Here is a 21924-nt window from a genome sequence, read left to right as displayed (position 1 = left end):
CCGAGTCTAGTGCCATGCTTCGAACTGTGATAGTTCTAGTTCAAATCATTTGAGTTGTAACTATCTGGAGTGGATGTATGCGCCCTGCTGTCTTTGCGCTCATGCTGGTGGTCTTCAGCCTGACCACCGGTGAATTCGTAATCGCCGGAATCCTGCCCGAGGTGGCGGCTGGGCTCGCGGTGTCGGTGCCCGCGGCGGGTCTGCTGGTGAGCGCCTATGCGCTCGGCATGATCGTCGGCGGGCCGGTGGTGACCGTGGTGACGGCGCGGCTGCCGCGCAAACCGCTCGTGGTCGGTTTGGTCGCGGTGGCGGTCGTCGCGAATCTGGGTTCGGCTCTCGCACCGAACTATTCGACCGTGCTGCTGGCCAGATTCGCCGCAGGACTCGTGGTAGCAACGTTTTTCGCCGTCGCGATCGCGACGGTCGTCTCGACGGCCGAACCCGGCCGCGAGGCATCCGCGGTGGCGCAGGTGGCACTCGGCATGAATCTGGGCATTGTCGGCGGCACTCCGGTCGGCGCGGCCGTCGGCCAAACTTTCGGCTGGCGTGCGACATTCGTGTCGGTCGCGGTGTGCGCGGCCGTCGCGCTGCTGCTCATGCTGCGTTTCCTGCCGACGATGTCCGCGCCGTCGAGCGGATCGGTGCGCGGGGAGCTGCGCGTATTCGCTGATCGCCGTGTGCAATTGGCGATCGGTCTCACCGCGCTCGGCAATGTCGGTGTGGTGATGGTCTTTACGTACTTCACCCCGCTGCTCACCGAGGTGAGCGGCTTCGCGGCAGGTGTGGTGCCCGCGCTACTGCTGGTGTACGGCGTGGGCGCGGTGCTCGGCAACTATCTCGGTGGACGGCTGGCCGATAGGGCGCTGATGCCATCGCTGATGGGTCTGCTCGTAGCCTTGGCGGGCACGCTGGCGCTGCTCGGGGGCATCGCCGAGATTCAATTGAGCACGGTGGCACTGATTTTCGTGCTGGGGGTGCTGGCGTTCGCGATCATTCCCGGTATGCAGACCCGGGTCGTGACCGCGGCGGGCGCGGCACCCACACTGGCGGTCGCGGTCAATGCCTCCGGATTCCAACTCGCCGCCGCATGCGCGGGCCGCATCGGTGGCTGGGCCATCGATGGCGGACCGGGACTGCGTTCGATTTGTCCGATAGCCGCTGTCCTCACGGTATCGGGTTCGGCGATGGCGCTGTACATGCTGCAGCGTGATCGCAGGCCCCTGCCGGAATCCAGCTGACCGGTATGTCGTTGAATCCGGTTGCTGCACAATCTGTCTCGAGTCGAGCCGCTATTATCTGGCTAGGCGCTTACCAGCGTCGCCGATATCAGCAGAGGGGTACGACTGTGAGCATGATTCTCGCCGCGGCACATGACACGTATGGAGCAGTCCTGGCCCAACTCGGCAACCCGACACCTGAGGCGCCGCCCCTCGCGGACAAGATCCTGCAGATGGTGCGCTATTTCACCTGGTTCATCCTGCTGGCAGGCATTACCGCCATCACCTACGCGGGCGGTCGGTTCGCCTGGGAGAAGTGGTCCGGCGGCGGCCTGCAATCGCCGAAGATGGTGGCGGGAGCCATGATCGGCGGTGTCGTCGCGACCAGCGCGGGCACCATCATGAATGCCGTGATCGGCACCTAGGAACGCCATTTGATGGAGCAGCCCATGCTCGGCCGATGCGGCTCGGGCACGGGGGCTCCGGTGCGAACCGCCTCGACCGCGGCGCGTAATTCGTTGCCGGTCACCGGTTTACCGTTGCCCGGGGTGGATTCGTCGAATGCGCCGCGGTAGGCGAGTTCGAGCCGTGCGTCGTAGAGGAAGAAGTCCGGCGTGCACGCGGCCCGGAAGGCTCGACCCACCTGCTGTGTTTCGTCGATCAGGTAGGGGAATTTCCAACCGGCGCGATCGGCTTGGACCCGCAGGTGCTCCGGTGCGTCATCCGGGTAGGCATCAGCGTCATTGGTGCAGATCGCCACCGTGGGGATGGTCAACGTGCCGAGCACCTCGCCGAGCTTCGACTCGAGGTGCCGCACATACGGGCAGTGGTTGCAGGCGAAGATGACCAGTAGCCCGGACCCGTCCGCATAGTCGGCGCGGGTATGCAGCTGACCGTCGAGGTCGGGCAGGCTGAAGTCCGGCGCGGGCGTTCCGATCGGGACCATCAGAGATTGAACCGACATGGCGTGCCTCCTCCGAGTCGATATCGAGCGTAGTGCGCCTTACCGCGCCAGATCCGCCGGATCGGTATTGGCCCCGCACAGAACGACGCAGACCCGCTCACCGGGCTCGGGCCGATACGCATTGGTGGTGAGCGCCGCGACCGCCGTTGCGGCGGCGTGTTCCACCGCGAGTCGGCGGTCCTGCCACAGCGCCAAGCGGGCCGCGATGATGTCGGCGTCGGAGACGAGCACCGAGGTCACGTCATAGTTCTGGGCCGCGTGCAGTGCCAATTCGGTGGCGCGGCGGGCGCCGAGGGAATCAGCGGCGACCGAATCGACCGTCGCGTCGACGATCCGTCCGGCCTGGATCGCATCGTGCAGCGCACGGCAGCGTTGCGGCTCCACCGCGATCGTCCGGACGCCGTAGTGATCCGCGGCCGTGGCGACCCCGGCGAACAGACCGCCGCCGCCGACCGCGACGACGATGGTGTCCAGCCGGGGAAGCAGGTGGTGGATCTCCACCATCAGGGTGCCCGCTCCGGCCGCGATATAGGGGTTGTCGTAGGCGTGTGAGGGCAAAGCGCCACTGGTATCGGCGAATTCGCGACAGGCGGCGAGTGCGTCGGCGTATTCGACGCCGACCAGGCGCACATCCGCGCCGTAGCCGCGCAACCGGTCGACCTTCACCAGCGGCGCGGTGGTCGGCAGGAATACCGTCGCCCGTACGTCCTGTTCGCGGGCCGCCCACGCGCACGCGAGTCCGGCGTTTCCGCCGGATGCGATGGTCACGCCCGCATCCGGCAATGTTGCGTCGTCCTGGTGCGCCTGGATGAAGTTTCGGGCACCACGGGCCTTGAACGAGCCGGTGTGCTGCATGAATTCCAATGCCAGCCACAATTCGCCGGTCGTCGCTATCGCGTCGCCGGGTGCGATGGCGACCGGCCGCACGTGTCCGGTGATCCGATCAGCGGCGGCCTTCACATCGCCGTAGCTCAGTTCCATTCGTACTCCTGTCCGCGGACCATCACTGATCATCTTGCCCTTGTCGTCACGGGCTGGGGAACGCCCGGTGCAGGAGGTCGAGCAGATCGGTGAGGTGGCGGTCGTAGGCCACCTGATCGAAGACCGGGGTATCGCGCATGGTGAAACCGTGGCGGGTATTCGGGTAGACCACTGAGGCATAGCGGACGTGCGCCGCGTCGAGGGCCTTTTCCAAACGGCTGATCTGGTCCGGGGGTATCGAATCATCTTGGCTCGCATGGGCGATCAACAATTCGGCGGTAATGCCCGCGGCGGTGTGATGCGGACTGTCGGGTTGTTCGTCGACCGCCAGGCGGCCGCCGTGGAAACTGGCGGCTGCCGCGATGCGATTCCCGAATGCGCCCGCCGCGCGCAAGGCGAGTCGGCCGCCCATGCAGTATCCGGTCACCGCCACCGGTCCCGGTGCCACGAACTCGGCCGCCGCCAGCCAATCGAGATAGGTTCGGGTGTCCTGCAACGCCTTTTCGGGAGTGAGCGCCGCGCGCGCCGGGCCAAGTGCGGCAAAGAATTTCGCATGCCCTGCCGGATCGGCGGAATCGGGCATCGGAAGCACCGGAGCGGGTCCGCTTCGGTGGAAAATATTGGGCGCCAACACGGTATAGCCGTCGGCCGCGATGGCTTCCATCATTTCGCGCAGCCAGGGCCGCAGGCCGTAGGCGTCCACATCGAACAGCACACCGGGATGAGCCACGCCGTCATCGGGTCGGGCCAGGTATGCGTCGGCATTGCCGTCGGCGGTGCGGACATCGAGGGTGCTGAATGCGACGGGCATCGTCATGGCATATGACGCTATCGGAGATTTTCGATATCCGCCGAGTCCTCTTATTTGCGAACAAATTGCCGATTCTCGCGCCATGTAGTCTGCGTCCATCTGGAAGTTGTAGTCATGCTCTGTCGAAGAGAGGTTGACCTGTGAAACTGATCTGGATGACGGCGACGGCGGCACTTGCCGTTGCCGTGGCGGGATGCACCGATGACAAGTCCACGACGGCCGCGTCGAGTTCGCCCGCACCATCGGAAACGAGTTCGGTGGGTGCGACGCCGATCGAAAACGAGGAGCCGGGCGGCGGCGTGCGGATTCCGCTGGGGGAGACCAAGAAAGTACCGATTCCCGCGGATGCCGTGCTGGATATCAAGGTGCCCGTCGACTGGGGCGCGGCGAGCGGGAGCCTACGCTGCACGGTAACCGACAGCACCGGCCGCAACGAAGACCTCCGTTCCACCAATACGAAAAAACAGGAAACAATCGGCGGAAAAGAATGGATGACGCTGTGGACTTTTTCCTCACCCGCCGGCGCCGAGGTCACCGTCGGATGTAAGGATCCGGATTCGAAAATCGCCGCGGGCGACGATCACCTGATCCGGGTCGTCCCGCGCGGCATCACCCCGCACTGAATCGCTGTGACGCGGGCGCCCACCCCGTATCCCGAGCCTGCGGTACGCCACCGCGATTGTCGACCGTGTAGATGATTTCCACCGACCCGCCGGGCAGCGCACGCGAACTGTCGAGGGTGAGGCCGGTATCGATATCCATGGCTTCGGTCAGCCGCATCCCGCCGCCGACGAAGAAGGGCAGCACGACCAATTCGAGCTTGTCCAATGCGCCGAGTGCGCGGAAGGTTTCGATGGTGCGCGGGCCGCCGATCAGGTGGACATCACCACCGCGATCGGCCGCGCGCAGCTGCTCGAGCAAGCGTGCCGGATCGCTGTCGACAGTGACGTGATCGGGCGTGCCCGCGGGACGCTGCGATGCGAGCACGAAGACCCGCAGTGCCGGCCACGGCCAGCGGTCATTGGTCAGCGCGGGCGCGAAGGTGGTGTGCCCCATGAGCGCGGCCGAGCAGGTCGCGACGAATTCCGGAATGCCGTGGCTTTCGCCGGGCACATACGCCGGGTCGACGACCTGTGGCGGCCACCCGTTGGGCGTGGTGATGTAGCCATCGGCGCTCATGCACAAGCGGGAACGAATCTGCATACGAGGTGCCTCCTCGGCGGTGTCGTCCGGTCTGTTCGATACGACGACGCGGCCGCCGGGAATTCATCGGTGACCGAGCACCAAACCCAGTAGGCGCATGGCGAGTTCGGTATCCAACTCACGGCTGCTGACCTTCCTCGACCGAGGCGCGAGGCAGCGCGAGTAGCCTCGGACCCGTGGCAGAGGTAGTGCCGGGATATCGAGAGCGGCCGTCGCGGCTCCCGGGCGCCGTGGTGTGGACGAATACCAATGTCACCGGGGCCGCGGGCTTACCGGTGTTGCCGGACGGATGTATGGATCTGCTGTGGAGCAAGGGCAGGTTGCTGGTGGCCGGACCGGACACCCGGGCGTATATGGCCGATGGTGCGACGGGCACTCGATGGGTCGGGATTCGATTCGCACCGGGCAGCGCGCCCGCACTGCTCGGGGTACCCGCGCACGAATTGCGCGATAAACGGGTGGAGTTGGCGGATCTGTGGCCCGCGGCGGCGGCTCGGCGACTCGCGGAACAGGTCGGGGCGGCAGTGGATCAGACCGCCGCATTGGAGGCGATCGCAATGCGGCGGGCCTACGACACCGAACCGCCCGACCCGGTATTGCGGCGGATCGTCGATGCGCTGGACGCCGGATGGTCGGTCGCGGCGACGGCCGACGCCGCGGGGCTCGGTGCGCGGGTGTTGCATCGACGCTCGCTCGCGGCCTTCGGCTACGGGCCCAAGACACTGGCGCGAATCCTGCGGCTGCAGCGGGCGCTCGCGGTGGCCCGCAGCGGAGTACCGCTTGCGGACACCGCATTTCGTACCGGTTTCGCCGATCAAGCCCATCTCGCGCGCGATGTGCGCGAACTGGCCGGCATGCCGTTGAGCGAGTTGCTCACCCGCTCCTAGCGGCGGCTCAATCCGACAGCGGGGCGTACAGATCGATGCTGTTGCCGTCCGGGTCCAGGATCGTTGCGTAGCGCTGGCCCCAGAAGGCGTCCCATGGCTTCAGTTCGCCGCGGTATCCGGCATCGATGAGTTCGCTGTAGACCGCATCGACCTCGGCGGGGTGCGCGCACTGGAAGGCCAGGCCGAGTCGCCCCGCGGACGTCGGCGGCTGCCAGCCGGAGTGGAACGACTTGATCACGGCCTCGGTATCCAGCGTCAGACGCATACCGCCGGGCAACGGTGCCTCCATATGCCCGTCATCCGTCTCCGGGAACTCGAGACCCAGGCGTCGGTAGAAGGCGAGCGAGGCAGCCATATCGCTGACGACAATGCCGATGACATTGAATTGTGGAGTCATATCCGCAGCGTATGCGGCACTTCGTCAGGCGTCTTGAACAAATCGGACTCAGCAGGCTGTGGCCGGGATCAGTTCCGCGATCAGGTTTTCCACCAGGATGCGGATCCGGTCGCGGATCGAGCGCACGATGACGATGTCCTCGCCGGTCGCATCGGACAGCATCCAGTCGCGGTAGCTGATACCGGGGAAGAACGGGCACGCATCACCGCAGCCCATGGTGACGACCACATCGGACATTGCCACCGCGTCCACGGTCAGCAGCTTCGGCGCGTGCGTCGAGATATCGATACCGAGTTCGGCCATGACCGCCACGGCGGCCGGATTGATGACGTCGGCGGGCGCGCTCCCGGCGGAGTGCACATCGATGCGCTCGCCGGCGAGCGCATCGAGGAAACCGGCGGCCATTTGCGACCGGCCCGCATTGTGGACACAGACGAACAGCACGCTGGGCTTGTGAGCCATGTGCGGGAGTACCTTTCAGGCTGGTGAATCGGAGCTGTGCCGTGGTTCTGGGCGCAATGTCGGGATTGTCGGGGCTGCACCGGGTCTGCGTCGTAGGGTGCGTGATACGTATACCAGGACGGGTGGAATATGTTTCGCGACGAGGGGGGCGACTTTGTCCGCCAAGGCATCTCGAGGCTTATCGCTCGAGAGTCGTTGCCGCACGCGGGATATCGACCGAGAAGAAACCGGTCGGTCAGGAAGTCGGCATTTTGCCTGGATACGACGCGGCCCGCGGTGCCGGAGCGGCAACCGCGGGCCGTGGCCGCGCGCGAGGCGTCACATGGGACGCAGATTGATGACCTTGCGCAGACGCGCGCGATCGCGCTCGAGCCGCCGCGCCTCGTACGCGATCGGGAAGTAGCGCACCCGCTCCGGCAGCAGCGGCACCGTGCGGGCGATGAACCAGCCCAACGCCTTCAGCTTGCGTTCATCGGACTCCGACCACGTCAGGCCGAGCTTGCGCCGGGCCGCCTCCGGGGTGGTGCCGACGGTGACGAAATACTGCAGCCGACCAACCGGTGCGACCATGCGCTTCCAGGCCGGGCGCATCGCGCGCGGCAATTGCCTGGGCGCCGCGATCGACTGGATCACCCGCAGGTAGTCGTGCGCGGTACCGGTCTCCTGCAGGTGGTTCTCCACAATATCGGTGAAAAACTTCTCGAATTCGGCGTAGTTCGCCGGAATCTCCTTGGGTGCCACCATGAAATTGCGCATGAGCTGCACCGTTTCCTGGTAGTACGCGTCCTTCTCGGCCGGGGTCAGCGGGCGGCGGGCGAAGTATTCGGCGTTCTCGGTGAAGGCGAAGGTGCCGGTGTGCAGCACCCAGGCCCACGGACCGGAGGCCAGCGCCTTGTGCCGGACACCATCGGCGGTGGTGGTGTTGAGCGAGGCGTGCATCTTGCGCAGGCGATCCGCTTCGGCGATCGCCTCGTCGCCGCCGTAGATCCACATCATCACCGAACCGATGCTGCGCACCGCGCGTCCGAGCGGATCGGTGCGGAAGGTGGAGTGTTCGTCGACCACGGCGGCGATGGTCGGTTCCATGGTCTGCAGCAGAAATGCCGAGCCGGCGGTGAGGGAGAAAGTGATCAGGCCGGTTTCGTCCCACATTCGAGTACCCGGTGCGAATGGGCGGCGCTCCGGTGCGGTCCGCGAATCGGCATCGAATGCGGCGGCGGTCATTGCGATCTCCTTTGATCAACCATCCAAGAGCTTGAGAGACTTAGTGTAACAATCTCTCATGACCTTGGCATGTCGATCGCGTGCCCTGGGCACCGATAACGCTGCCCCCTAGGCTGAATCGATGTGACGAGCGACTGGCGCAAACGGGACGGGCGGATCGGCGTGCTCACCGGCGCGGGCATCTCCACCGATTCCGGTATTCCCGACTTCCGCGGCCCCCGTGGCGTATGGACGAAAGACCCCATCGCCGAACTGTTGTCGACCTACGACGCCTACCTCGCCGATCCGGAGCTGCGCAAACGCTCCTGGCTGGCCCGCCGCGACAATCCGGCCTGGCAGGCCCAACCCAATGCCGCGCACGCCGCACTGGCCGACCTGGAGCGCGCCGGACGCACCATCACGATCATCACCCAGAACATCGACCGGCTGCACCAGCGCGCCGGATCCTCACCCGGCCGGGTGATCGAAATCCACGGCAATATGTTCGAAGTCGTCTGTATCGGTTGCGAATACCAGACGAGCATGGCGGCCACCCTGGCACGGGTGGCGGCGGGCGAGGCGGATCCGCCGTGTCCGGCCTGCGGCGGCATCCTGAAATCCGCGACCATCATGTTCGGTCAGCAGATGGATCGCCGCACCATGACCAAGGCCGCGCTGACCGCCGAGGCCAGCGATATCTTCCTCGCCATCGGATCCTCGCTGCAGGTGGAGCCCGCCGCATCGATGTGCGCGATCGCCGTCGACAGCGGCGCGGATCTGGTCATCGTCAATGCCGAACCGACGCCCTACGACAGCATCGCCACCGAGGTCATCCGCGAACCCATCGGCACGGCCTTACCGCGCCTGGTCGCCGAGATACTCGCAAGCTGAACCATGCGACTCGGCCACCACGGAGCGAGTCTTACGAGCGAACACACCGCGCCGCAGGCGCGGCAAATTAGACACAGCCGAGTACCCGCTCGACGTATGCGTTGGCGAAGCGGCCCTTGGGATCGAAGCGGCGGCGCACTTCGGTGAAGTGATCCCAGTCCGGGTAACGCGCCCGCAGTGTTTCGGCGGTCTGGAAGTGTCGCTTGCCCCAGTGCGGGCGGCCGTCGTACTTGTCGAAAACCGATTCGCAGGCGCGGAAATACGGCTCGAAGTCCATGCCGCGATACTGGTGCACGGCGATGTAGCAGGTGTCGCGGCCACCGGCGGGGGAGAGGAACGCGTCATCGGGGGCTACCCAGCGCACCTCGATCGGCATCGGCGTATCGAACCGCGTCGCGAGGTCCTTGATCTCGCGGATGGCGGCGGTGGAATGTTCGCGCGGGATCGCGTATTCCATCTCGGTGAAGCGAATCAGCCGGGGCGAGGCGAAGACTCGGTAGGAGCGGTCGACCTGGCGGCGGTAACTACCCGCATACGCCGCGCCGCGATGGATCCACGGCACCAGCCGCGGCCGGCGCTTGCCGAGTCGGCACAGCGCGTCGAATGCGTAGTTGGACATCAGGATGTCGGCGAACCAGTCGGCGGCCCGGCCGCGTGGCTGTTCCGGCAGGTCGACGGGGTTATTGCGCTTGGTCATCGCCAGCGGGCTGTGGCCGAACATGTAGAACTCGAAATGCTGGTTGCCATCGACATAGGCGTCCAGATCCGCGAGGACCTCCTCGACCGGCACCGGCCGCTCGATTCCCTCGAGCACGAACGACGGCACCAACTGCAGGGTGACCGCACTGACCACGCCGAGCGCCCCGACGCTGACCCGCGCCGCGCGCCAGCCGTCCGGATCGGAATCCTTGTTCAACTCGACTCGGCTGCCATCGGCGAGCACCAGTTCGATGGATTGCAGAGCGGCCGAGAGGTTTTGCAGCGTCGCACCGGTGCCGTGGGTGGCGGTGGCGGTCGCGCCCGCGATGGTTTGCGCGTCGATATCGCCGAGATTGGGGAAGGCCAAGCCGAGCGGATGCAGTGCATTGCTCGCGGCATTGAGGGTGATACCCGCCTCGACTCGAACGCGGCCGGTCTCCCGGTCCACATTGAGGATGCGGTTCAGTTTCGCGAGGTCGAGCAGGATGCCGTCGGTGAGTACGGCATCGGTGAACGAATGACCCGAACCGGCGACGCGTACTGTCTGTCCGGTGGTGGCGGCGCGGCCGATGATCTCGGCCAATTCCTCGGTATTTCGCGGGGCGGCGACGGCGGCTGGCGTGCACTGCTGATCCCCGGCCCAGTTCCCCCACGAGTTGGTCATATGTCCAACTGTAAGGGCTGGCTCAGTTGAGCGCTAGATAAGTTCGGGTTTTGCGCTAGCGCTTGCGGCCTGCGCAGGCGAACGACTTGGCCTGTTCGACTTCCTCGTCCGTCAAGGGGGGTGCCGGTAGTGGCCGGCGCGGCGCGTCATCGCTGCGTACGCCGTTGAGGGCGATGGCCATATAACGCTGCCAGGTGTTCGGATTCACCGGCTTGGAGAACTCGGCGAGCGCGTCGACCATGTGGATCAGTGCGAAGAAGTCCGAGGGCTCGATATCGGGCTGAAGTGCGCCGGCCTCGCGCGCGCGATCGATGACCGCGGCGATGGTCGGCTTGATCCGGTCGCGCAACTGGGCAAAGCGCTCCAGATCCTCCTCGAGTTCGAGCATCACCTCGCTGAAGCCGCGATTGGTAGCCAGATGGGTGCAGGCGTACTCGAAGAACTGGACCAGTCCCAGCCAGGGATCGGGATGCTTGGCCGCGGTCTCGGCGGCGACCGCGAATTCGCCGACGTTCTGTTCGAAGACCTCGGCGATCAATTCCTTCTTGTTGGCGAAGCGTCGGTAGACGGTGCCGACGCCGACCCCGGCGCGTTCGGCCACGTCGTCGAGGGTGATCTCCAGACCGTGATCGGCGAAGAGCTGACGGGCTGCCTCGACGATGCGCTGCTGATTGCGGGCGGCGTCGGCGCGTAGGCGTCGAGGTGGCGGCACGGTAGTGGCGGGATTCACAGGCACATCCTAGCAATAAGCGGGATTAAGTGGAGGAGTTGTCTCCGTTATTGTGTTAGCTTATCTCGGTAAGCGGAGGAACCTCCTCCGGATCAAGGTCCGAGCAAAGGGGACACATGACTACCACGTTGGACCGTGGGGCACCCGCCCCCGAGAAAACTGACTCGGGCCGCCGCGGCTCGCACGCCCTGCGCTGGTGGGTGCTCGCCGTACTCGGCGTGGCTCAGCTCATGGTTGTGCTCGACGCGACCGTCGTGAATATCGCGCTGCCCGCAGCGCAACAGGACCTCGGTTTCAGCGATGGCGATCGGCAGTGGGTCGTCACCGGTTACGCGCTGGCCTTCGGCAGCCTGTTGCTGCTCGGTGGCCGACTCAGTGACCTGTTCGGCCGACGTAACACCTTCATTATCGGCCTGATCGGATTCGCCGTCGCCTCCGCCGTCGGCGGCGCGGCCACCAGCTTCGAAATGCTGATCGCGGCCCGCGTCGGACAGGGCGTCTTCGGTGCGCTGCTCGCGCCCGCCGCACTGTCGTTGCTCACGGTGACCTTCACCGAACCGGGTGAACGCGCCAAGGCCTTCGGCATCTTCGGGGCGGTCGCCGGCGCCGGTGGCGCCATCGGTCTGCTGCTCGGCGGCATGCTCACCGAATGGGCCTCGTGGCGCTGGGTGATGTTCGTGAACCTCGGCTTCGCGGCGGTCGCGCTGGTCGGCGCGGTGCTGTTGCTGGCCAAGCATGTGGTCGCCGAGCGGCCCAAGCTCGACATCCCGGGCACCGTTGTGGTGACCGCCGCACTCTTCGGCATCGTCTACGGGTTCTCGCACGCCGAGTCGACCAGCTGGGGCAACCCGGTCACCCTCGGTTTCCTGATCGGTGGCGCTGCCCTGCTCGCGGTGTTCGTGTGGATCGAGACCCGGGTCGCGAATCCGCTGCTGCCGCTGCGCATCGTGCTGGACCGCACTCGCGGTGGTTCGTTCCTGACCGTGTTCGTCATGGGCATCGGAATGTTCGCGATCTTCTTGTTCCTGACCTACTACATGCAGCTGAGCATGGGCTACTCGCCGATCAAGACCGGTCTGGCGTTCCTGCCGATGGTGGCGGGCATGGTCGTCTCCTCGACCACGGTGCCCTCGCTGCTGCTGCCGAAGGTCGGTCCGAAAATGGTGGTCGCCGGTGGCTTCCTGGTCGCCGCGGTCGGCATGGCTTGGCTGACCCAGATCAGCTTGGACAGCAGCTACGTCACGAATATCCTGCCCGCCCTGATCCTGATGGGTCTCGGTCTCGGTGGTGCGATGTCGACCGCCTTCCAGGGTGCGACGGCCGGGGTGCACCACGAGGACGCCGGTGTCGCCTCGGCGATGATCAACACCAGCCAGCAGGTCGGCGGTTCGATCGGCACGGCGCTGCTGAGCACCATCGCCGCCTCGGCCGCGACGGACTACCTGTCGTCGCATACGCCGGGTCCGCTGGCCGTGGCACAGGCCCAGATCGAGAGCTACACGACCAGCTTCTGGTGGGCCACCGCGATTTTCGTGGCGGGTGCGGTGATCACCGCATTCCTGATGCCGAATACGGTTCCGGCTCCGTCGGAAGGCGAACCGGTAATCGTGCACTGATCTGTTCGGTGTTCGAATTGCAGCGGCTGCGGCGCTGCGTGTTCGCGGCCCCCTGGTGGCTCGCGTCCGACCGATCGAGACTCGCGACTTCGTCGCATGCGCTTCGATCGGCCGGACGCGAGCCGGGCCGCGAACGTTGCTCGTAAGATTCGCTTCGTGGTGGTCTCCTGAGTCGGGGAGCGTTGTTACTGATTGTCAGCAGTTGCTGGGCGCCGGCAGTCCCGCGAACCGGTCGGACAGGTAGTTGAATGCCCGTGGCGCACCGGCGAATATCGCCGAAGTGTGGTCGGTGCCCGGAATCAGGTCGAACAGCACCGGCGTGCCCGCCGCGCAATAGCGGCCCACCACCTCGCGGGCCAGCCACGGATCGACCTGCTGATCGTTGGCGCCATGCCATTCGTAGATCGCAGCGCGTGGTACACCGGGATATGTCTCCAGGCTGTTCTCGTCCATGACCCGGATCGTGGCGTCGTCGGCGTCGAACATCGAGCCGCTGAAGACATCGTCGAAGTCCTTGTTCGCGCCCGCAGCGATGATTTCGGAGGTGCAGGCATTGGCGACCTGGTTGCGCAGTGCCCAACCCTCGGGATTGAGGAACCTCTCTATCGACAGCTGGGCCGGATATTCGCGCTCCAGACCGATCGTCGCCGCGAATCCGAGGCCGAACAGCGGGTTCGGCTGCGAGCCGGCCTCGCGGGCCAGCTTGCCGAGGTTTACCGGAACCCCGCCCTGCGCGACCCCGACGATCGGCAGTTCCGGCGCATACTCCGGTGCCATTGCCGCCGCGAATCCGGTCGCCATGGCGCCGCCCGAGTATCCGGTCATGCCGACCGGACCAGCCGTGAGATCGGCTGGCGCGAAACGCTTTACCGCCCGTATCCCGTCCAGGGTGAGCCGACCGCCCAGGCGGGCCGCGCCATAGGCGCTGGTCGGCCCGAGGTGGTCCGGAACCGTGACCGCCCAGCCGCGAGCCAGCAGCAGATTCAGCACGGGCGCCTCCTGCATGCCGCCGTCGAAGAGGCTGTGCGACGGCGCGCACTGGAGGCCGAGCGAATTGATGAACGGCTGATACGAGACCAGCGGCCGGTTGAGTCCACCGCCCACCGGCAGCAGCAGGGTGGTCACGGCCGCGATGGGGCCGCCCGCCGAATCGGTCGACCGGTACAGCAACTGCCATGCCGTCGCGCCGGGAAAGCCCACCGCGTTCACCGACCGACTGCGGATCACATCGCCGGGCTGGAAGGTGCCCACATCCGGTGGCGCCCAATAGAAACCGTCCGGATCCGGAATCGGATAGATCGGCTGCGCCATGGCGGGCGGTGCGTAGCCGAGTCCGGCCAGCACGACCGCCAACGCCGCGATTGCGAGTCGCCGGATCGAAAACCTTTCGCCACGAATCGATCTGCCGAACAGTTGCTGGGGCCCGTCTCTCGCCGTCTTCCGAGGCGCTTCGGGTATCGCCGACCGTGCCGCCATCATCGCTCCCGACCTGTGTCCGTATGGGTGAGTGGGGAACTTCGGCCAAACCTTCCAGGCATTCGTACGTTCTCGGTGCCGCCGTGTCAACGAACGACGCTGGTCATCGTGCGTGCCGTCGTCCCGGATGTTCGGGCCCGCCGACCCGACCGTTAGCATTGCGCCGGTGACATTCGGCTCGGCAGGAGGTCAGCGCATGGGTCAGCGGGCCCGCACCTCTGCCGTCGAGCCGTCGGTGCTGGTGGTGATCTCGCTCGGCGGTGGACTCGGCGCGCTGGCGCGCTACGGCATCGGCGTGTGGTGGCCTGCGCAACCGCATCAGGTCCCCTGGTCGACGTTCACGATCAATGTCGTGGGATGCTTTGCGATCGGAATTCTGATGGTTCTGATCACCGAAGTATGGGTAGCCCACAGACTGCTCCGCCCATTTCTCGGCATCGGCGTGCTCGGCGGCTTCACCACTTTTTCCACCTACAGCCTCGAGGTTCGTAGACTGCTCGAATCGGGTGCGGCGGTCGAGGCGTTCGGCTATCTCGGGGGGACGGTGGTGGCGGGCCTGGGGGCGGTCGTGCTCGGCATGTTTTCGGCGCGGTGGGCTACTGGTACGGCACGGCGGACGAGTTGAATAGTGGACAGCGCGACGGAAGGGGGTCAGGCGATGAAAGATTCACCGACGGGCACTGGTCCGGCGGCGGGACAGTGGCAGCCGGCGGCGCGGCTGACGGTGCTGCTCGACGAGGACGACAACTGGCGGCACGGGCCCCTGTACCACGAGATCGTGCGGCGCGCCCGCGACACCGGACTGGCCGGCGCCAGTGTGTGGCGCGGCGTGGAGGGTTACGGCTCGTCCTCGCGCATCCACACCAGTCGGATCCTCGATCTGGCCGAACACCTACCCGTGCTGGTGATGATCATCGACGAGGCGGAGCGGTTGCGCGCCTTCGTCGAACAGAATTCCGAGTTGCTCGTCGCGGTGAACGTCGCATTGTCCGAGGTCGAGATCTGGCAGCCGAGCCCAGGGGTCGCCCGATGATGGTGGTGCTTGTTCTGGTCGGCGGCATGCTCGGTGCCCCTGCGCGATATCTCATCGACCGCGCGGTGGCTGCGCGATTCGAATCTCTGCTGCCGCTGGGCACATTGACCGTTAACATTGTCGGTTCGGCGTTGCTCGGTGGACTGATCGGCGCCGGCACGAACCACTGGCTGCTGGCCGCCGCGGGAACAGGTTTCTGCGGTGCGCTGACCACATTCAGCACCTTCGGCTACGAGACGATCAGGCTCGCGGCCGAGGGGGCCTATGCCTATGCGGTGGGCAATGTGGTGCTCAGCGTCGTGACCAGCTTGACCGCGGTGTTCGCCGCCGCGGCCACGACCCAGTGGTTGTGGACATGATTTTGATGACGAGCCGGGCGCAGCCGACACGGAAGGGAGACCCGAGCATGGCCCATGATCGAGCCGGGCGACCCGCGCGCCCCACCGACCTGGAGGACATCGCGCGTCTGGTGACGGCCTACTACAGCCGCATCCCGGATCCGGCCGAGCCTGCGCAGCAGGTGGCGTTCGGCACCTCGGGGCATCGGGGCTCCAGTCTGGACACCGCCTTCAACGAGGCGCACATCCTGGCCATCACCCAGTCGATCGTGGAATACCGTGCCACGCGAGGGATTACCGGTCCGGTGTATCTGGCCCGCGATACCCACGCATTGTCCGAACCCGCGTGGACCACCGCACTCGAGGTGCTCGCCGCCAATGACGTGACCGCGATGATCGACGCGCGCGATCGCTACACCCCGACGCCCGCGCTGAGTCATGCGGTGTTGCGGCACAACCGCGGTGGGGCAAAGCATCAGGCCGATGGCATCGTCGTCACGCCGTCGCACAATCCGCCGCGCGACGGCGGCTTCAAATACAACCCGCCGCACGGCGGTCCGGCCGATACCAAGGCCACCGACGCCATCGCCAACCGCGCCAACGAACTGTTGCGCAACGGCTTGGCCGGGGTGCGGCGGACCACGCTTCGGCATGCGCTGGAAAACTGCGTCGAGCGCTACGACTACCTCGACCACTACATCGCGGATCTGCCGAATGTGTTGAACCTGGACGCCATTCGCGGCGCCGGGATCCGGCTCGGCGCAGATCCGATGGGTGGGGCCAGCGTCGACTACTGGGAGGAGATCGGGCAGCGCTACGACCTCGAACTCGAGGTCGTCAACCCGTTCGTCGATCCGACCTGGCGGTTCATGACACTGGACTCCGACGGCAAGATCCGGATGGATCCGTCCTCGCGCTATGCGATGGCCTCGCTGATCGCCATCAAGGACGACTACGACATCTCCACCGGCAACGACGCCGACGCGGATCGGCACGGCATCGTCACACCCGATGGCGGACTGATGAATCCGAACCACTTCCTCGCGGTCGCCATCGAATATCTGGTCGCGAACCGGATGGGCTGGGATGCGCTCACCAAGATCGGCAAGACGGCGGTGAGTTCGTCGATGATCGACCGGGTGGTCAGCGTGCTCGGGCGCGATGTGTACGAGGTACCGGTCGGCTTCAAATTCTTCGTGCCCGGATTGTTCAGCGGCAGTCTGGCTTTCGGCGGTGAGGAGAGTGCGGGCGCATCGTTCCTGCGGATGGACGGCACCGTGTGGACCACCGATAAGGACGGCATCCTGCTCGCCCTGCTGGCCACCGAGATCGCCGCGGTCACCGGCCAGAGCCCGTCCGCGCGCTATGTCGAACTCGAGAAGCGCTACGGCAGTCCGGCCTATGCCCGCATCGACGCCGCCGCGACCCCGGAACAGAAAGCACTGCTCGGGAAGTTGACACCGGACATGATCACCACAAAGGAGATCGCCGGTGAGCCGATCACCGCGGTCCTCACCCGAGCCCGCGGAAACGGCGCCCCCCTCGGCGGCCTGAAGGTCACCACCGAAAACGCCTGGTTCGCCGCCCGCCCCTCCGGCACCGAAGACAAGTACAAGATCTACGCGGAGTCCTTCCAGGGTCCCGAACACCTGACCCAGGTCCAAGCGGCTGCGGAAGAAGTGGTTGGGCAGGCGCTGTCCGGTGAGTGATAGATCGACTGCGGGGTCGTCGGAGTCGCTAGGTTCGAGAGCTTCAGCGGGGGAGGCGGGCGCGTTAGGCGCGGGAGTGCCAGCGGGGTCGGGTCAGGCGTGGGGGTCGGCCGAGTCAGCGGGATCGGCAAGGACGTCGCGATCGGCTGAGGCTGCGGCGTCCGGTTCGGTGGGGACGGGATCGCTGAGCTCGGCAGCTTCGGCGGGGTCAGAGGGCACGTCGGATTCGGGAACGGCAGCGGGTTTGGTGAAGGCGTCGGGCTCGGCGGGGTCGGTGGCGGCGTCGGGCGGGTCGGGAGCTTCAGTGGGAGCGGCAGGCGCGTCCGGGGCGGGAATGCCTGCGGGGTTGGCGAAGGAGGGGAGATCGGCGGAGACCGCGGTGGCATCGGGTACCGATGGGGCGTCGGGTGTGGTCGAGGGGCAGGGCGGGGTGGCTGTTGGATGGAGTGGGGCGGCGTCCAGGGCTTTGCCGGTTGAGATTTGGGTGTTGGTCGGGGCTTCGTTTGTTATCGCCGTCGGGTTCGGTCTGGTGGCGCCGGTGTTGCCGCAGTTTGCGCGGGGGTTCGGGGTTGGGGTTGCCGCTGCTTCGGCGATTGTCAGTGCGTTTGCGTTGATGCGGCTGTTGTTCGCGCCGGTCAGTGGGCGGTTGGTGCAGCGGCTGGGAGAGCGGTCGGTGTATCTCGGTGGCTTGTTGATCGTCGCGGTGTCGACCGGGGCCAGCGCGTTCGCCCAGAGTTATTGGCAGCTGCTGGTTTTGCGGTCGGCGGGTGGGGTCGGGTCGACCATGTTCACGGTGTCGTCGCTGGCACTGGTGATCCGGATGTCGCCGCCCGCGCAGCGCGGGCGGGTGTCCGGGCTGTGGTCGACGAGTTTTCTGATCGGATCCGTGAGCGGGCCGCTGGTCGGTGGTGCGCTCGCGGGGCTCGGATTGCGGGCGCCGTTCCTGATCTACGCGGCGGCGCTGCTGCTCGCTACCGCGGTGGTCTATGTGAACCTGCGGCATTCGACCCTGGCCGCACCGGAACCGGTGGGCGGGCTGCGGCTGATGTCGTTCCGGGAGGGACTGGCACGGTCGGAGTATCGGGCGGTACTGCTGTCGAATTTCGCCAATGGCGCGGCGGTATTCGGCGTTCGGATGGCGTTGGTGCCGCTGCTCGTTGTCGAAGTGCTGCATCAGCAACCGGGCATGGCCGGTGTCACGCTGACGGTGTTCGCCGCGGGCAATGTGGCAGTGCTTTTCGCATCCGGCAGGCTTTCGGACCGCTTCGGGCGCAAACCCTTCCTGATCGTCGGATCCCTGATCTGTGCGGCCGGAACCGCGGGACTCGGTCTCGCGACGAACCTGCCTTGGCTGCTGGTGACCTCATTCGTGGCCGGGCTGGGCTCGGGCATGTTCACCCCCGCCCAGCAGGCGGCCGTCGCGGACGTCATCGGACCGAAGGCCCGCGGCGGACCGGTCCTCGCGGGCTTTCAAATGGCGGCCGACCTCGGCACCGTCATCGGTCCGGTCGCGGTGGGCGCCGTAGCTCAACAATTCTCCTACGGCCTCGCCCTCGCCCTGACCGGCGCACTACTCGCCGTCGCAGCCGCCATCTGGGCACTCGTCCCGGAACCATTGCACCGACGCGGTGTGGAATCGAAAGTGGAAGCCATCGCGGACAGCCCACCCGCCTACACCTACGGCCCCGAACGCCTCGTCGACGCCCCCGACCCCCAAGACCACAACTACGCCTCCCGCTGATCTGGACGTCCGATCAGTATGTAACCCTGGAGGCGCGCTCTCAATGTTTGCCTGCATCAATGCATGGTGATCAAGCACCCCGTGCATGGGGTGGCGTGTGGTTGGGGCAGAGTGGTCGGGGTGAGCGAATCGGGATCGAAGTACACGCCGCGGCCGATGTCCAGTGCGACCACATATGCCCTGGGTGGCGTGGCGCTCGCGCTCATCGTGTTGATCGTGATCCTCGCGTTCCGGTGGGGGCGCGACGACGCCACGATCCGCAATGACGGCTATGGATCGGTGCACAGCGCGGACGTGCGCGCGGTCCTGGACCAGAACAACGGCACGATTCTGCTCGGTCGCCCGGACGCGGCGAAGACCATCGATGTCTACGAGGATCCGCTGTGCCCGTCCTGCGGCGCGCTGGAGCGGCTCTACGGTCAGGAGATCGCGCAGCAAATGGACGAGGGCAAACTCGCCGTCCGCTACCACCTCGTGACCTTCCTCGACCCGAAGTCGAAGAGCAAGGATTATTCGACCCGCGCGGTCGCCGCGAACGAATGTGTCGCGGATACCGGTTCGGGGCCGGTGTATTCGAAATTCCACACGCTGTTGTTCACCTCGAAGCAACCGGACGAAGGCGGCGCGGATCTCAGCAATGACGATCTCGCTGATGTCGCCAAGGAATCGGGCGCCTCGCTGGCGGCGGTGCAGTGCATCAGCTCCGGCGCGAAACTCGACGCGGCGAAGATCCACGCGCAGATGGCACGTGCCGCGCTGACCGATGCCAATGGCGAGGTCGCCACGCCCGCGGTCTTCGACGGCAAGAACAAGATCGACGTGAACAACCACGAATGGGTCGTCGACCTGACCAAGTGATCGTGCCGGGCGGCGGTACCGCCCGGCACGACGCCGCTAACCGGCGGGTTCGGGCTCCGGCTCTTCCTCCGCGATCGCGGCCAGTTCGCGCTCGACGAGTTCGTCGTGTGCCTTGGCCTCGGCGGCCGCCTTCTTCGGGCTCCAGTGTCCGGCCATCAGGAAGACGAACGGCAGGAATACGACCTGTGCGGCCAGACAGATCCACCACCAGCGTTCCCACTGCTTCGGCGAATCGGCTTGCGCCTGCTGCACTTCCTTGGCGTGTGCGGCCAGATAGGCCTGATCATCGGCCGGAATCGTGCCGACCGACTGCAACTGCGTACTCGCCTGCGCCAGTTTGGGCCCGACGGTCGCCGCCACCGCGAGATCGGCGGCCGGAATCTGCTGCACGGCTTGCAGGCGCGCGATCGCCTGATCCACCGGAATGCCGAACTTCTTCGCGACCTGTCCGACCGCCGCCAGGCCCGCGTTCGCATCGGCCGGATTCGTGGTCAGCGTGGCCAGTGTCGCCGAATCGATCGCCTGCAGCGTCGCCAATTCCTGCGGGTAGCGGGTGTTGAGGCCGACGGTCGTCTGGATATCGGCCGGTGACGCGCCGGTCAGCTTTGTCAGCGCGGTGACCTGTGCGACCTGATCATTGGGGTTCTGCTGCAGTGCCGCAAGGGTTTCCGTGCCGACCGTCTGAATGGTCGCGAGTTGCTGGGCGTATTTGTGCGCGATCTCCGACAGCCGTGGTCCGTAATTGACCAGCGGACCGGCCGCGTTCACCACGATCAGCAATCCGAACAGCACCACGGTGACGACGCTGCGCAGCGTGCCACCCCACACCGCGAGACCCACCGCGGTCGCGGCCGGATTACGGGCCTCGACCGTCTCGGTGAAGCTCGCCATCCAGGTGGAGTAGGCGATGCCGGTGCCGACCGCGATCACCACGAAAACCGTTGCGAACGAGTAGTAATCGGTATCGGGTTGATCGGTGTAGCCGATGAACAGGTACATGCCGACGATGCTGATGAGCGCGCCGACGATCATGAACGGCTTGCGCACCTTGAGTCTGTCCGACACGATGCCGGCCAGCACCAGCGCTATCGCATTGGCGGCCCAGTACCAGTTGCCGAGTGCATTGGCCTTGGCCGGACTGAAGCCGAAGTTCGTCGCCATATACACCGGTAGGAACGACACGATGGTGTAGAAGAAGGCGAGGAACAGGCTGATCGCCAACGCCGAGCCGATGATGTTGGGGCGCAACATCTGTCGCCATACACCCTGCTCGAGTTCCTTGACATCCAGCCCGCGGGCCCGGGCCTCGATCAGCGCACGGTCGCGCAATGTCACCATGATCTGGTCGCGCAGTTGCGGACTCAGCTCACGTAATCCGATCACCGCGACCACCGCGATGACGAGGCTGATCACACCACACAGCCGGTAGTGGTACTGCCAATCCGGATGCGCGTCGAGCGTGTGGGTGGAGATCTGTGTGGTGACCAGGGCGCCGATCACCGGCCCCAGCGTCCAGAAGCCCATCGCCGATGCCCGGTCCAGCTGCGGGGAGAAGTCGCGGATCAGTGCCGGTGTGGCCACCAGCACCGCGCCCTCGACAATGCTCACCAGGCAGTACACGAACAGGTACTGCTCCTTGGTGGTCGTCGCGGGAACCGCGAACAGGGTCAGCAGCGAGCAGATCACCACGCCGTAGGCGACGATGTTCGCCCGGCCCCATCGATCCAGCACGCCCGCGAGCACCGAGGCCACCGCACCGAAGGCGGCGCCGATGATGAAGATCCAGACGAAGTAGGCGAAGGACAGGTCGAAGTAGCCGATGAGTTCATTGCCAACGGCGCCGGTGACGAATAATTGGTAGTAGAGCGCGATCGAGGCGATGACCACGACGGCCAGATACCAGGAGCGGGCGGGTGTATCGGGATAGTGCGGTAACTTGCGTTGCCACAGCCCCGTGAGCAGGGTCGGCGGATCTGCGGTCTGGGTCGAGCTCATGGTCGAGATGCCTTTCTAGCCACGGCATTCGTAAAGACCTGAACCGTGT

Annotated in this window: 23 protein-coding genes; 12 read left to right on the top strand and 11 right to left on the bottom strand. The window is 65.9% G+C overall.

All coding sequences use genetic code 11. The annotated features are described in order from the left end of the window. The first annotated feature begins 77 nt into the window (after window positions 1-77). Window positions 78-1238 (top strand): MFS transporter, encoded by a 1161-nt coding sequence (locus ACZ60G_RS41240; RefSeq protein WP_465817441.1) that lies wholly within the window; start codon window positions 78-80, stop codon window positions 1236-1238. 113 nt (window positions 1239-1351) lie between these two features. Next, entirely contained in the window at window positions 1352-1642 is a 291-nt protein-coding gene (locus ACZ60G_RS41235) for a hypothetical protein (RefSeq protein WP_174415132.1), read from the top strand. Here the strand turns inward: ACZ60G_RS41235 and ACZ60G_RS41230 are convergent. The 3 genes from ACZ60G_RS41230 to ACZ60G_RS41220 are packed head-to-tail and all read right to left on the bottom strand — an operon-like array spanning window position 1639 to window position 3979. Further along, window positions 1639-2181: a thioredoxin family protein gene (locus tag ACZ60G_RS41230; protein WP_465817439.1), complete on the bottom strand. Its 543-nt coding sequence runs from the start codon at window positions 2179-2181 to the stop codon at window positions 1639-1641. The genes ACZ60G_RS41235 and ACZ60G_RS41230 overlap by 4 nt on opposite strands. 39 nt (window positions 2182-2220) lie before the next feature. Then, window positions 2221-3162 (bottom strand): threonine/serine dehydratase, encoded by a 942-nt coding sequence (locus ACZ60G_RS41225; protein ID WP_465817437.1) that lies wholly within the window; start codon window positions 3160-3162, stop codon window positions 2221-2223. Window positions 3163-3208: 46 nt separating this feature from the next. After that, entirely contained in the window at window positions 3209-3979 is a 771-nt protein-coding gene (locus ACZ60G_RS41220) for a dienelactone hydrolase family protein (protein ID WP_465817435.1), read from the bottom strand. A 134-nt stretch (window positions 3980-4113) separates the two neighbouring features. On the opposite strand from ACZ60G_RS41220, the gene ACZ60G_RS41215 reads away from it, so the two are divergent. Continuing rightward, entirely contained in the window at window positions 4114-4596 is a 483-nt protein-coding gene (locus tag ACZ60G_RS41215; protein ID WP_465817433.1) for a hypothetical protein, read from the top strand. On the opposite strand, the gene ACZ60G_RS41210 is transcribed toward ACZ60G_RS41215, so the two are convergent. After that, complete coding sequence (locus tag ACZ60G_RS41210; protein ID WP_465817431.1) at window positions 4583-5176, bottom strand: dihydrofolate reductase family protein; 594 nt, start codon at window positions 5174-5176, stop codon at window positions 4583-4585. The two genes, ACZ60G_RS41215 and ACZ60G_RS41210, sit on opposite strands and share 14 nt — an antisense overlap. Before the next feature lie 176 nt (window positions 5177-5352). On the opposite strand from ACZ60G_RS41210, the gene ACZ60G_RS41205 reads away from it, so the two are divergent. Then, a complete protein-coding gene (locus ACZ60G_RS41205; protein ID WP_465817429.1) occupies window positions 5353-6063 on the top strand; it encodes a helix-turn-helix domain-containing protein in 711 nt (236 codons plus the stop codon). 7 nt (window positions 6064-6070) lie between these two features. On the opposite strand, the gene ACZ60G_RS41200 is transcribed toward ACZ60G_RS41205, so the two are convergent. From ACZ60G_RS41200 to ACZ60G_RS41190, 3 genes are all read right to left on the bottom strand, one after another. Then, window positions 6071-6460 (bottom strand): VOC family protein, encoded by a 390-nt coding sequence (locus ACZ60G_RS41200; protein ID WP_465817427.1) that lies wholly within the window; start codon window positions 6458-6460, stop codon window positions 6071-6073. Window positions 6461-6508: 48 nt separating this feature from the next. Further along, window positions 6509-6922 carry an arsenate reductase ArsC gene (locus ACZ60G_RS41195; protein ID WP_465817426.1) on the bottom strand — a complete coding sequence of 138 codons (414 nt, stop codon included), beginning with the start codon at window positions 6920-6922 and terminating at the stop codon, window positions 6509-6511. Window positions 6923-7240: 318 nt separating this feature from the next. After that, window positions 7241-8146: an oxygenase MpaB family protein gene (locus ACZ60G_RS41190; RefSeq protein WP_465817424.1), complete on the bottom strand. Its 906-nt coding sequence runs from the start codon at window positions 8144-8146 to the stop codon at window positions 7241-7243. A gap of 123 nt (window positions 8147-8269) precedes the next feature. Here ACZ60G_RS41190 and ACZ60G_RS41185 point away from each other — a divergent pair, with 123 nt between their 5' ends. Continuing rightward, the gene (locus tag ACZ60G_RS41185) at window positions 8270-9016 is read left to right on the top strand and encodes an SIR2 family NAD-dependent protein deacylase (protein ID WP_465817422.1); all 747 of its coding nucleotides are present in this window, start codon (window positions 8270-8272) and stop codon (window positions 9014-9016) included. Window positions 9017-9083: 67 nt separating this feature from the next. Here the strand turns inward: ACZ60G_RS41185 and ACZ60G_RS41180 are convergent, their stop codons facing one another. Both ACZ60G_RS41180 and ACZ60G_RS41175 read right to left on the bottom strand, forming a co-directional pair. After that, the gene (locus ACZ60G_RS41180) at window positions 9084-10379 is read right to left on the bottom strand and encodes a D-arabinono-1,4-lactone oxidase (RefSeq protein ID WP_465817420.1); all 1296 of its coding nucleotides are present in this window, start codon (window positions 10377-10379) and stop codon (window positions 9084-9086) included. Between the two features lie 55 nt (window positions 10380-10434). Then, window positions 10435-11109 (bottom strand): TetR/AcrR family transcriptional regulator, encoded by a 675-nt coding sequence (locus tag ACZ60G_RS41175; RefSeq protein WP_433525362.1) that lies wholly within the window; start codon window positions 11107-11109, stop codon window positions 10435-10437. A gap of 116 nt (window positions 11110-11225) precedes the next feature. Between ACZ60G_RS41175 and ACZ60G_RS41170 the strand changes: the two genes are divergently transcribed. Then, entirely contained in the window at window positions 11226-12725 is a 1500-nt protein-coding gene (locus ACZ60G_RS41170; RefSeq protein WP_465817418.1) for an MFS transporter, read from the top strand. Window positions 12726-12920: 195 nt separating this feature from the next. On the opposite strand, the gene ACZ60G_RS41165 is transcribed toward ACZ60G_RS41170, so the two are convergent. After that, window positions 12921-14036 (bottom strand): lipase family protein, encoded by a 1116-nt coding sequence (locus ACZ60G_RS41165; RefSeq protein WP_465817493.1) that lies wholly within the window; start codon window positions 14034-14036, stop codon window positions 12921-12923. Between the two features lie 331 nt (window positions 14037-14367). On the opposite strand from ACZ60G_RS41165, the gene crcB reads away from it, so the two are divergent. The 6 genes from crcB (at window position 14368) to ACZ60G_RS41135 (ending at window position 19880) form a co-directional block, all read left to right on the top strand. Then, entirely contained in the window at window positions 14368-14826 is a 459-nt protein-coding gene (gene crcB, locus ACZ60G_RS41160; RefSeq protein WP_465817416.1) for a fluoride efflux transporter CrcB, read from the top strand. Between the two features lie 33 nt (window positions 14827-14859). Continuing rightward, complete coding sequence (locus tag ACZ60G_RS41155) at window positions 14860-15234, top strand: DUF190 domain-containing protein (protein WP_465817414.1); 375 nt, start codon at window positions 14860-14862, stop codon at window positions 15232-15234. After that, on the top strand, window positions 15231-15593 hold the full coding sequence (locus ACZ60G_RS41150) for a fluoride efflux transporter FluC (protein ID WP_465817412.1): 363 nt from the start codon (window positions 15231-15233) through the stop codon (window positions 15591-15593). The genes ACZ60G_RS41155 and ACZ60G_RS41150 overlap by 4 nt, the downstream gene beginning before the upstream one ends. Window positions 15594-15640: 47 nt before the next feature. Then, complete coding sequence (pgm, locus tag ACZ60G_RS41145) at window positions 15641-17281, top strand: phosphoglucomutase (alpha-D-glucose-1,6-bisphosphate-dependent) (protein WP_063046921.1); 1641 nt, start codon at window positions 15641-15643, stop codon at window positions 17279-17281. A gap of 334 nt (window positions 17282-17615) precedes the next feature. Next, complete coding sequence (locus tag ACZ60G_RS41140; protein WP_465817492.1) at window positions 17616-19022, top strand: MFS transporter; 1407 nt, start codon at window positions 17616-17618, stop codon at window positions 19020-19022. Window positions 19023-19142: 120 nt separating this feature from the next. Continuing rightward, window positions 19143-19880, top strand: a complete 738-nt coding sequence (locus tag ACZ60G_RS41135; protein ID WP_465817409.1) for a DsbA family protein — start codon at window positions 19143-19145, stop codon at window positions 19878-19880. 36 nt (window positions 19881-19916) lie between these two features. Here the strand turns inward: ACZ60G_RS41135 and ACZ60G_RS41130 are convergent, their stop codons facing one another. Beyond that, window positions 19917-21875, bottom strand: a complete 1959-nt coding sequence (locus tag ACZ60G_RS41130; RefSeq protein ID WP_433525370.1) for an MFS transporter — start codon at window positions 21873-21875, stop codon at window positions 19917-19919. Window positions 21876-21924: the final 49 nt, after the last annotated feature.

The organism is Nocardia sp. NPDC102475 (assembly GCF_055584605.1).
This window is presented reverse-complemented; position numbering and strand designations above follow the sequence as displayed.

Bases quoted from the DNA above. Each gene is read 5' to 3' on its own strand.
- ACZ60G_RS41180 (WP_465817420.1), bottom strand. From the start codon at position 10,379: ATGACCAACTCGTGGGGGAACTGGGCCGGGGATCAGCAGTGCACGCCA.
- ACZ60G_RS41230 (WP_465817439.1), bottom strand. From the start codon at position 2,181: ATGTCGGTTCAATCTCTGATGGTCCCGATCGGAACGCCCGCGCCGGAC.
- ACZ60G_RS41155 (WP_465817414.1), top strand. From the start codon at position 14,860: ATGAAAGATTCACCGACGGGCACTGGTCCGGCGGCGGGACAGTGGCAG.
- ACZ60G_RS41170 (WP_465817418.1), top strand. From the start codon at position 11,226: ATGACTACCACGTTGGACCGTGGGGCACCCGCCCCCGAGAAAACTGAC.
- ACZ60G_RS41165 (WP_465817493.1), bottom strand. From the start codon at position 14,036: ATGGCGCAGCCGATCTATCCGATTCCGGATCCGGACGGTTTCTATTGG.
- ACZ60G_RS41220 (WP_465817435.1), bottom strand. From the start codon at position 3,979: ATGACGATGCCCGTCGCATTCAGCACCCTCGATGTCCGCACCGCCGAC.
- ACZ60G_RS41190 (WP_465817424.1), bottom strand. From the start codon at position 8,146: ATGACCGCCGCCGCATTCGATGCCGATTCGCGGACCGCACCGGAGCGC.
- ACZ60G_RS41195 (WP_465817426.1), bottom strand. From the start codon at position 6,922: ATGGCTCACAAGCCCAGCGTGCTGTTCGTCTGTGTCCACAATGCGGGC.
- ACZ60G_RS41225 (WP_465817437.1), bottom strand. From the start codon at position 3,162: ATGGAACTGAGCTACGGCGATGTGAAGGCCGCCGCTGATCGGATCACC.
- ACZ60G_RS41200 (WP_465817427.1), bottom strand. From the start codon at position 6,460: ATGACTCCACAATTCAATGTCATCGGCATTGTCGTCAGCGATATGGCT.
- ACZ60G_RS41130 (WP_433525370.1), bottom strand. From the start codon at position 21,875: ATGAGCTCGACCCAGACCGCAGATCCGCCGACCCTGCTCACGGGGCTG.
- ACZ60G_RS41240 (WP_465817441.1), top strand. From the start codon at position 78: ATGCGCCCTGCTGTCTTTGCGCTCATGCTGGTGGTCTTCAGCCTGACC.
- ACZ60G_RS41210 (WP_465817431.1), bottom strand. From the start codon at position 5,176: ATGCAGATTCGTTCCCGCTTGTGCATGAGCGCCGATGGCTACATCACC.
- ACZ60G_RS41235 (WP_174415132.1), top strand. From the start codon at position 1,352: ATGATTCTCGCCGCGGCACATGACACGTATGGAGCAGTCCTGGCCCAA.
- pgm (WP_063046921.1), top strand. From the start codon at position 15,641: ATGGCCCATGATCGAGCCGGGCGACCCGCGCGCCCCACCGACCTGGAG.
- ACZ60G_RS41150 (WP_465817412.1), top strand. From the start codon at position 15,231: ATGATGGTGGTGCTTGTTCTGGTCGGCGGCATGCTCGGTGCCCCTGCG.
- ACZ60G_RS41140 (WP_465817492.1), top strand. From the start codon at position 17,616: ATGCCTGCGGGGTTGGCGAAGGAGGGGAGATCGGCGGAGACCGCGGTG.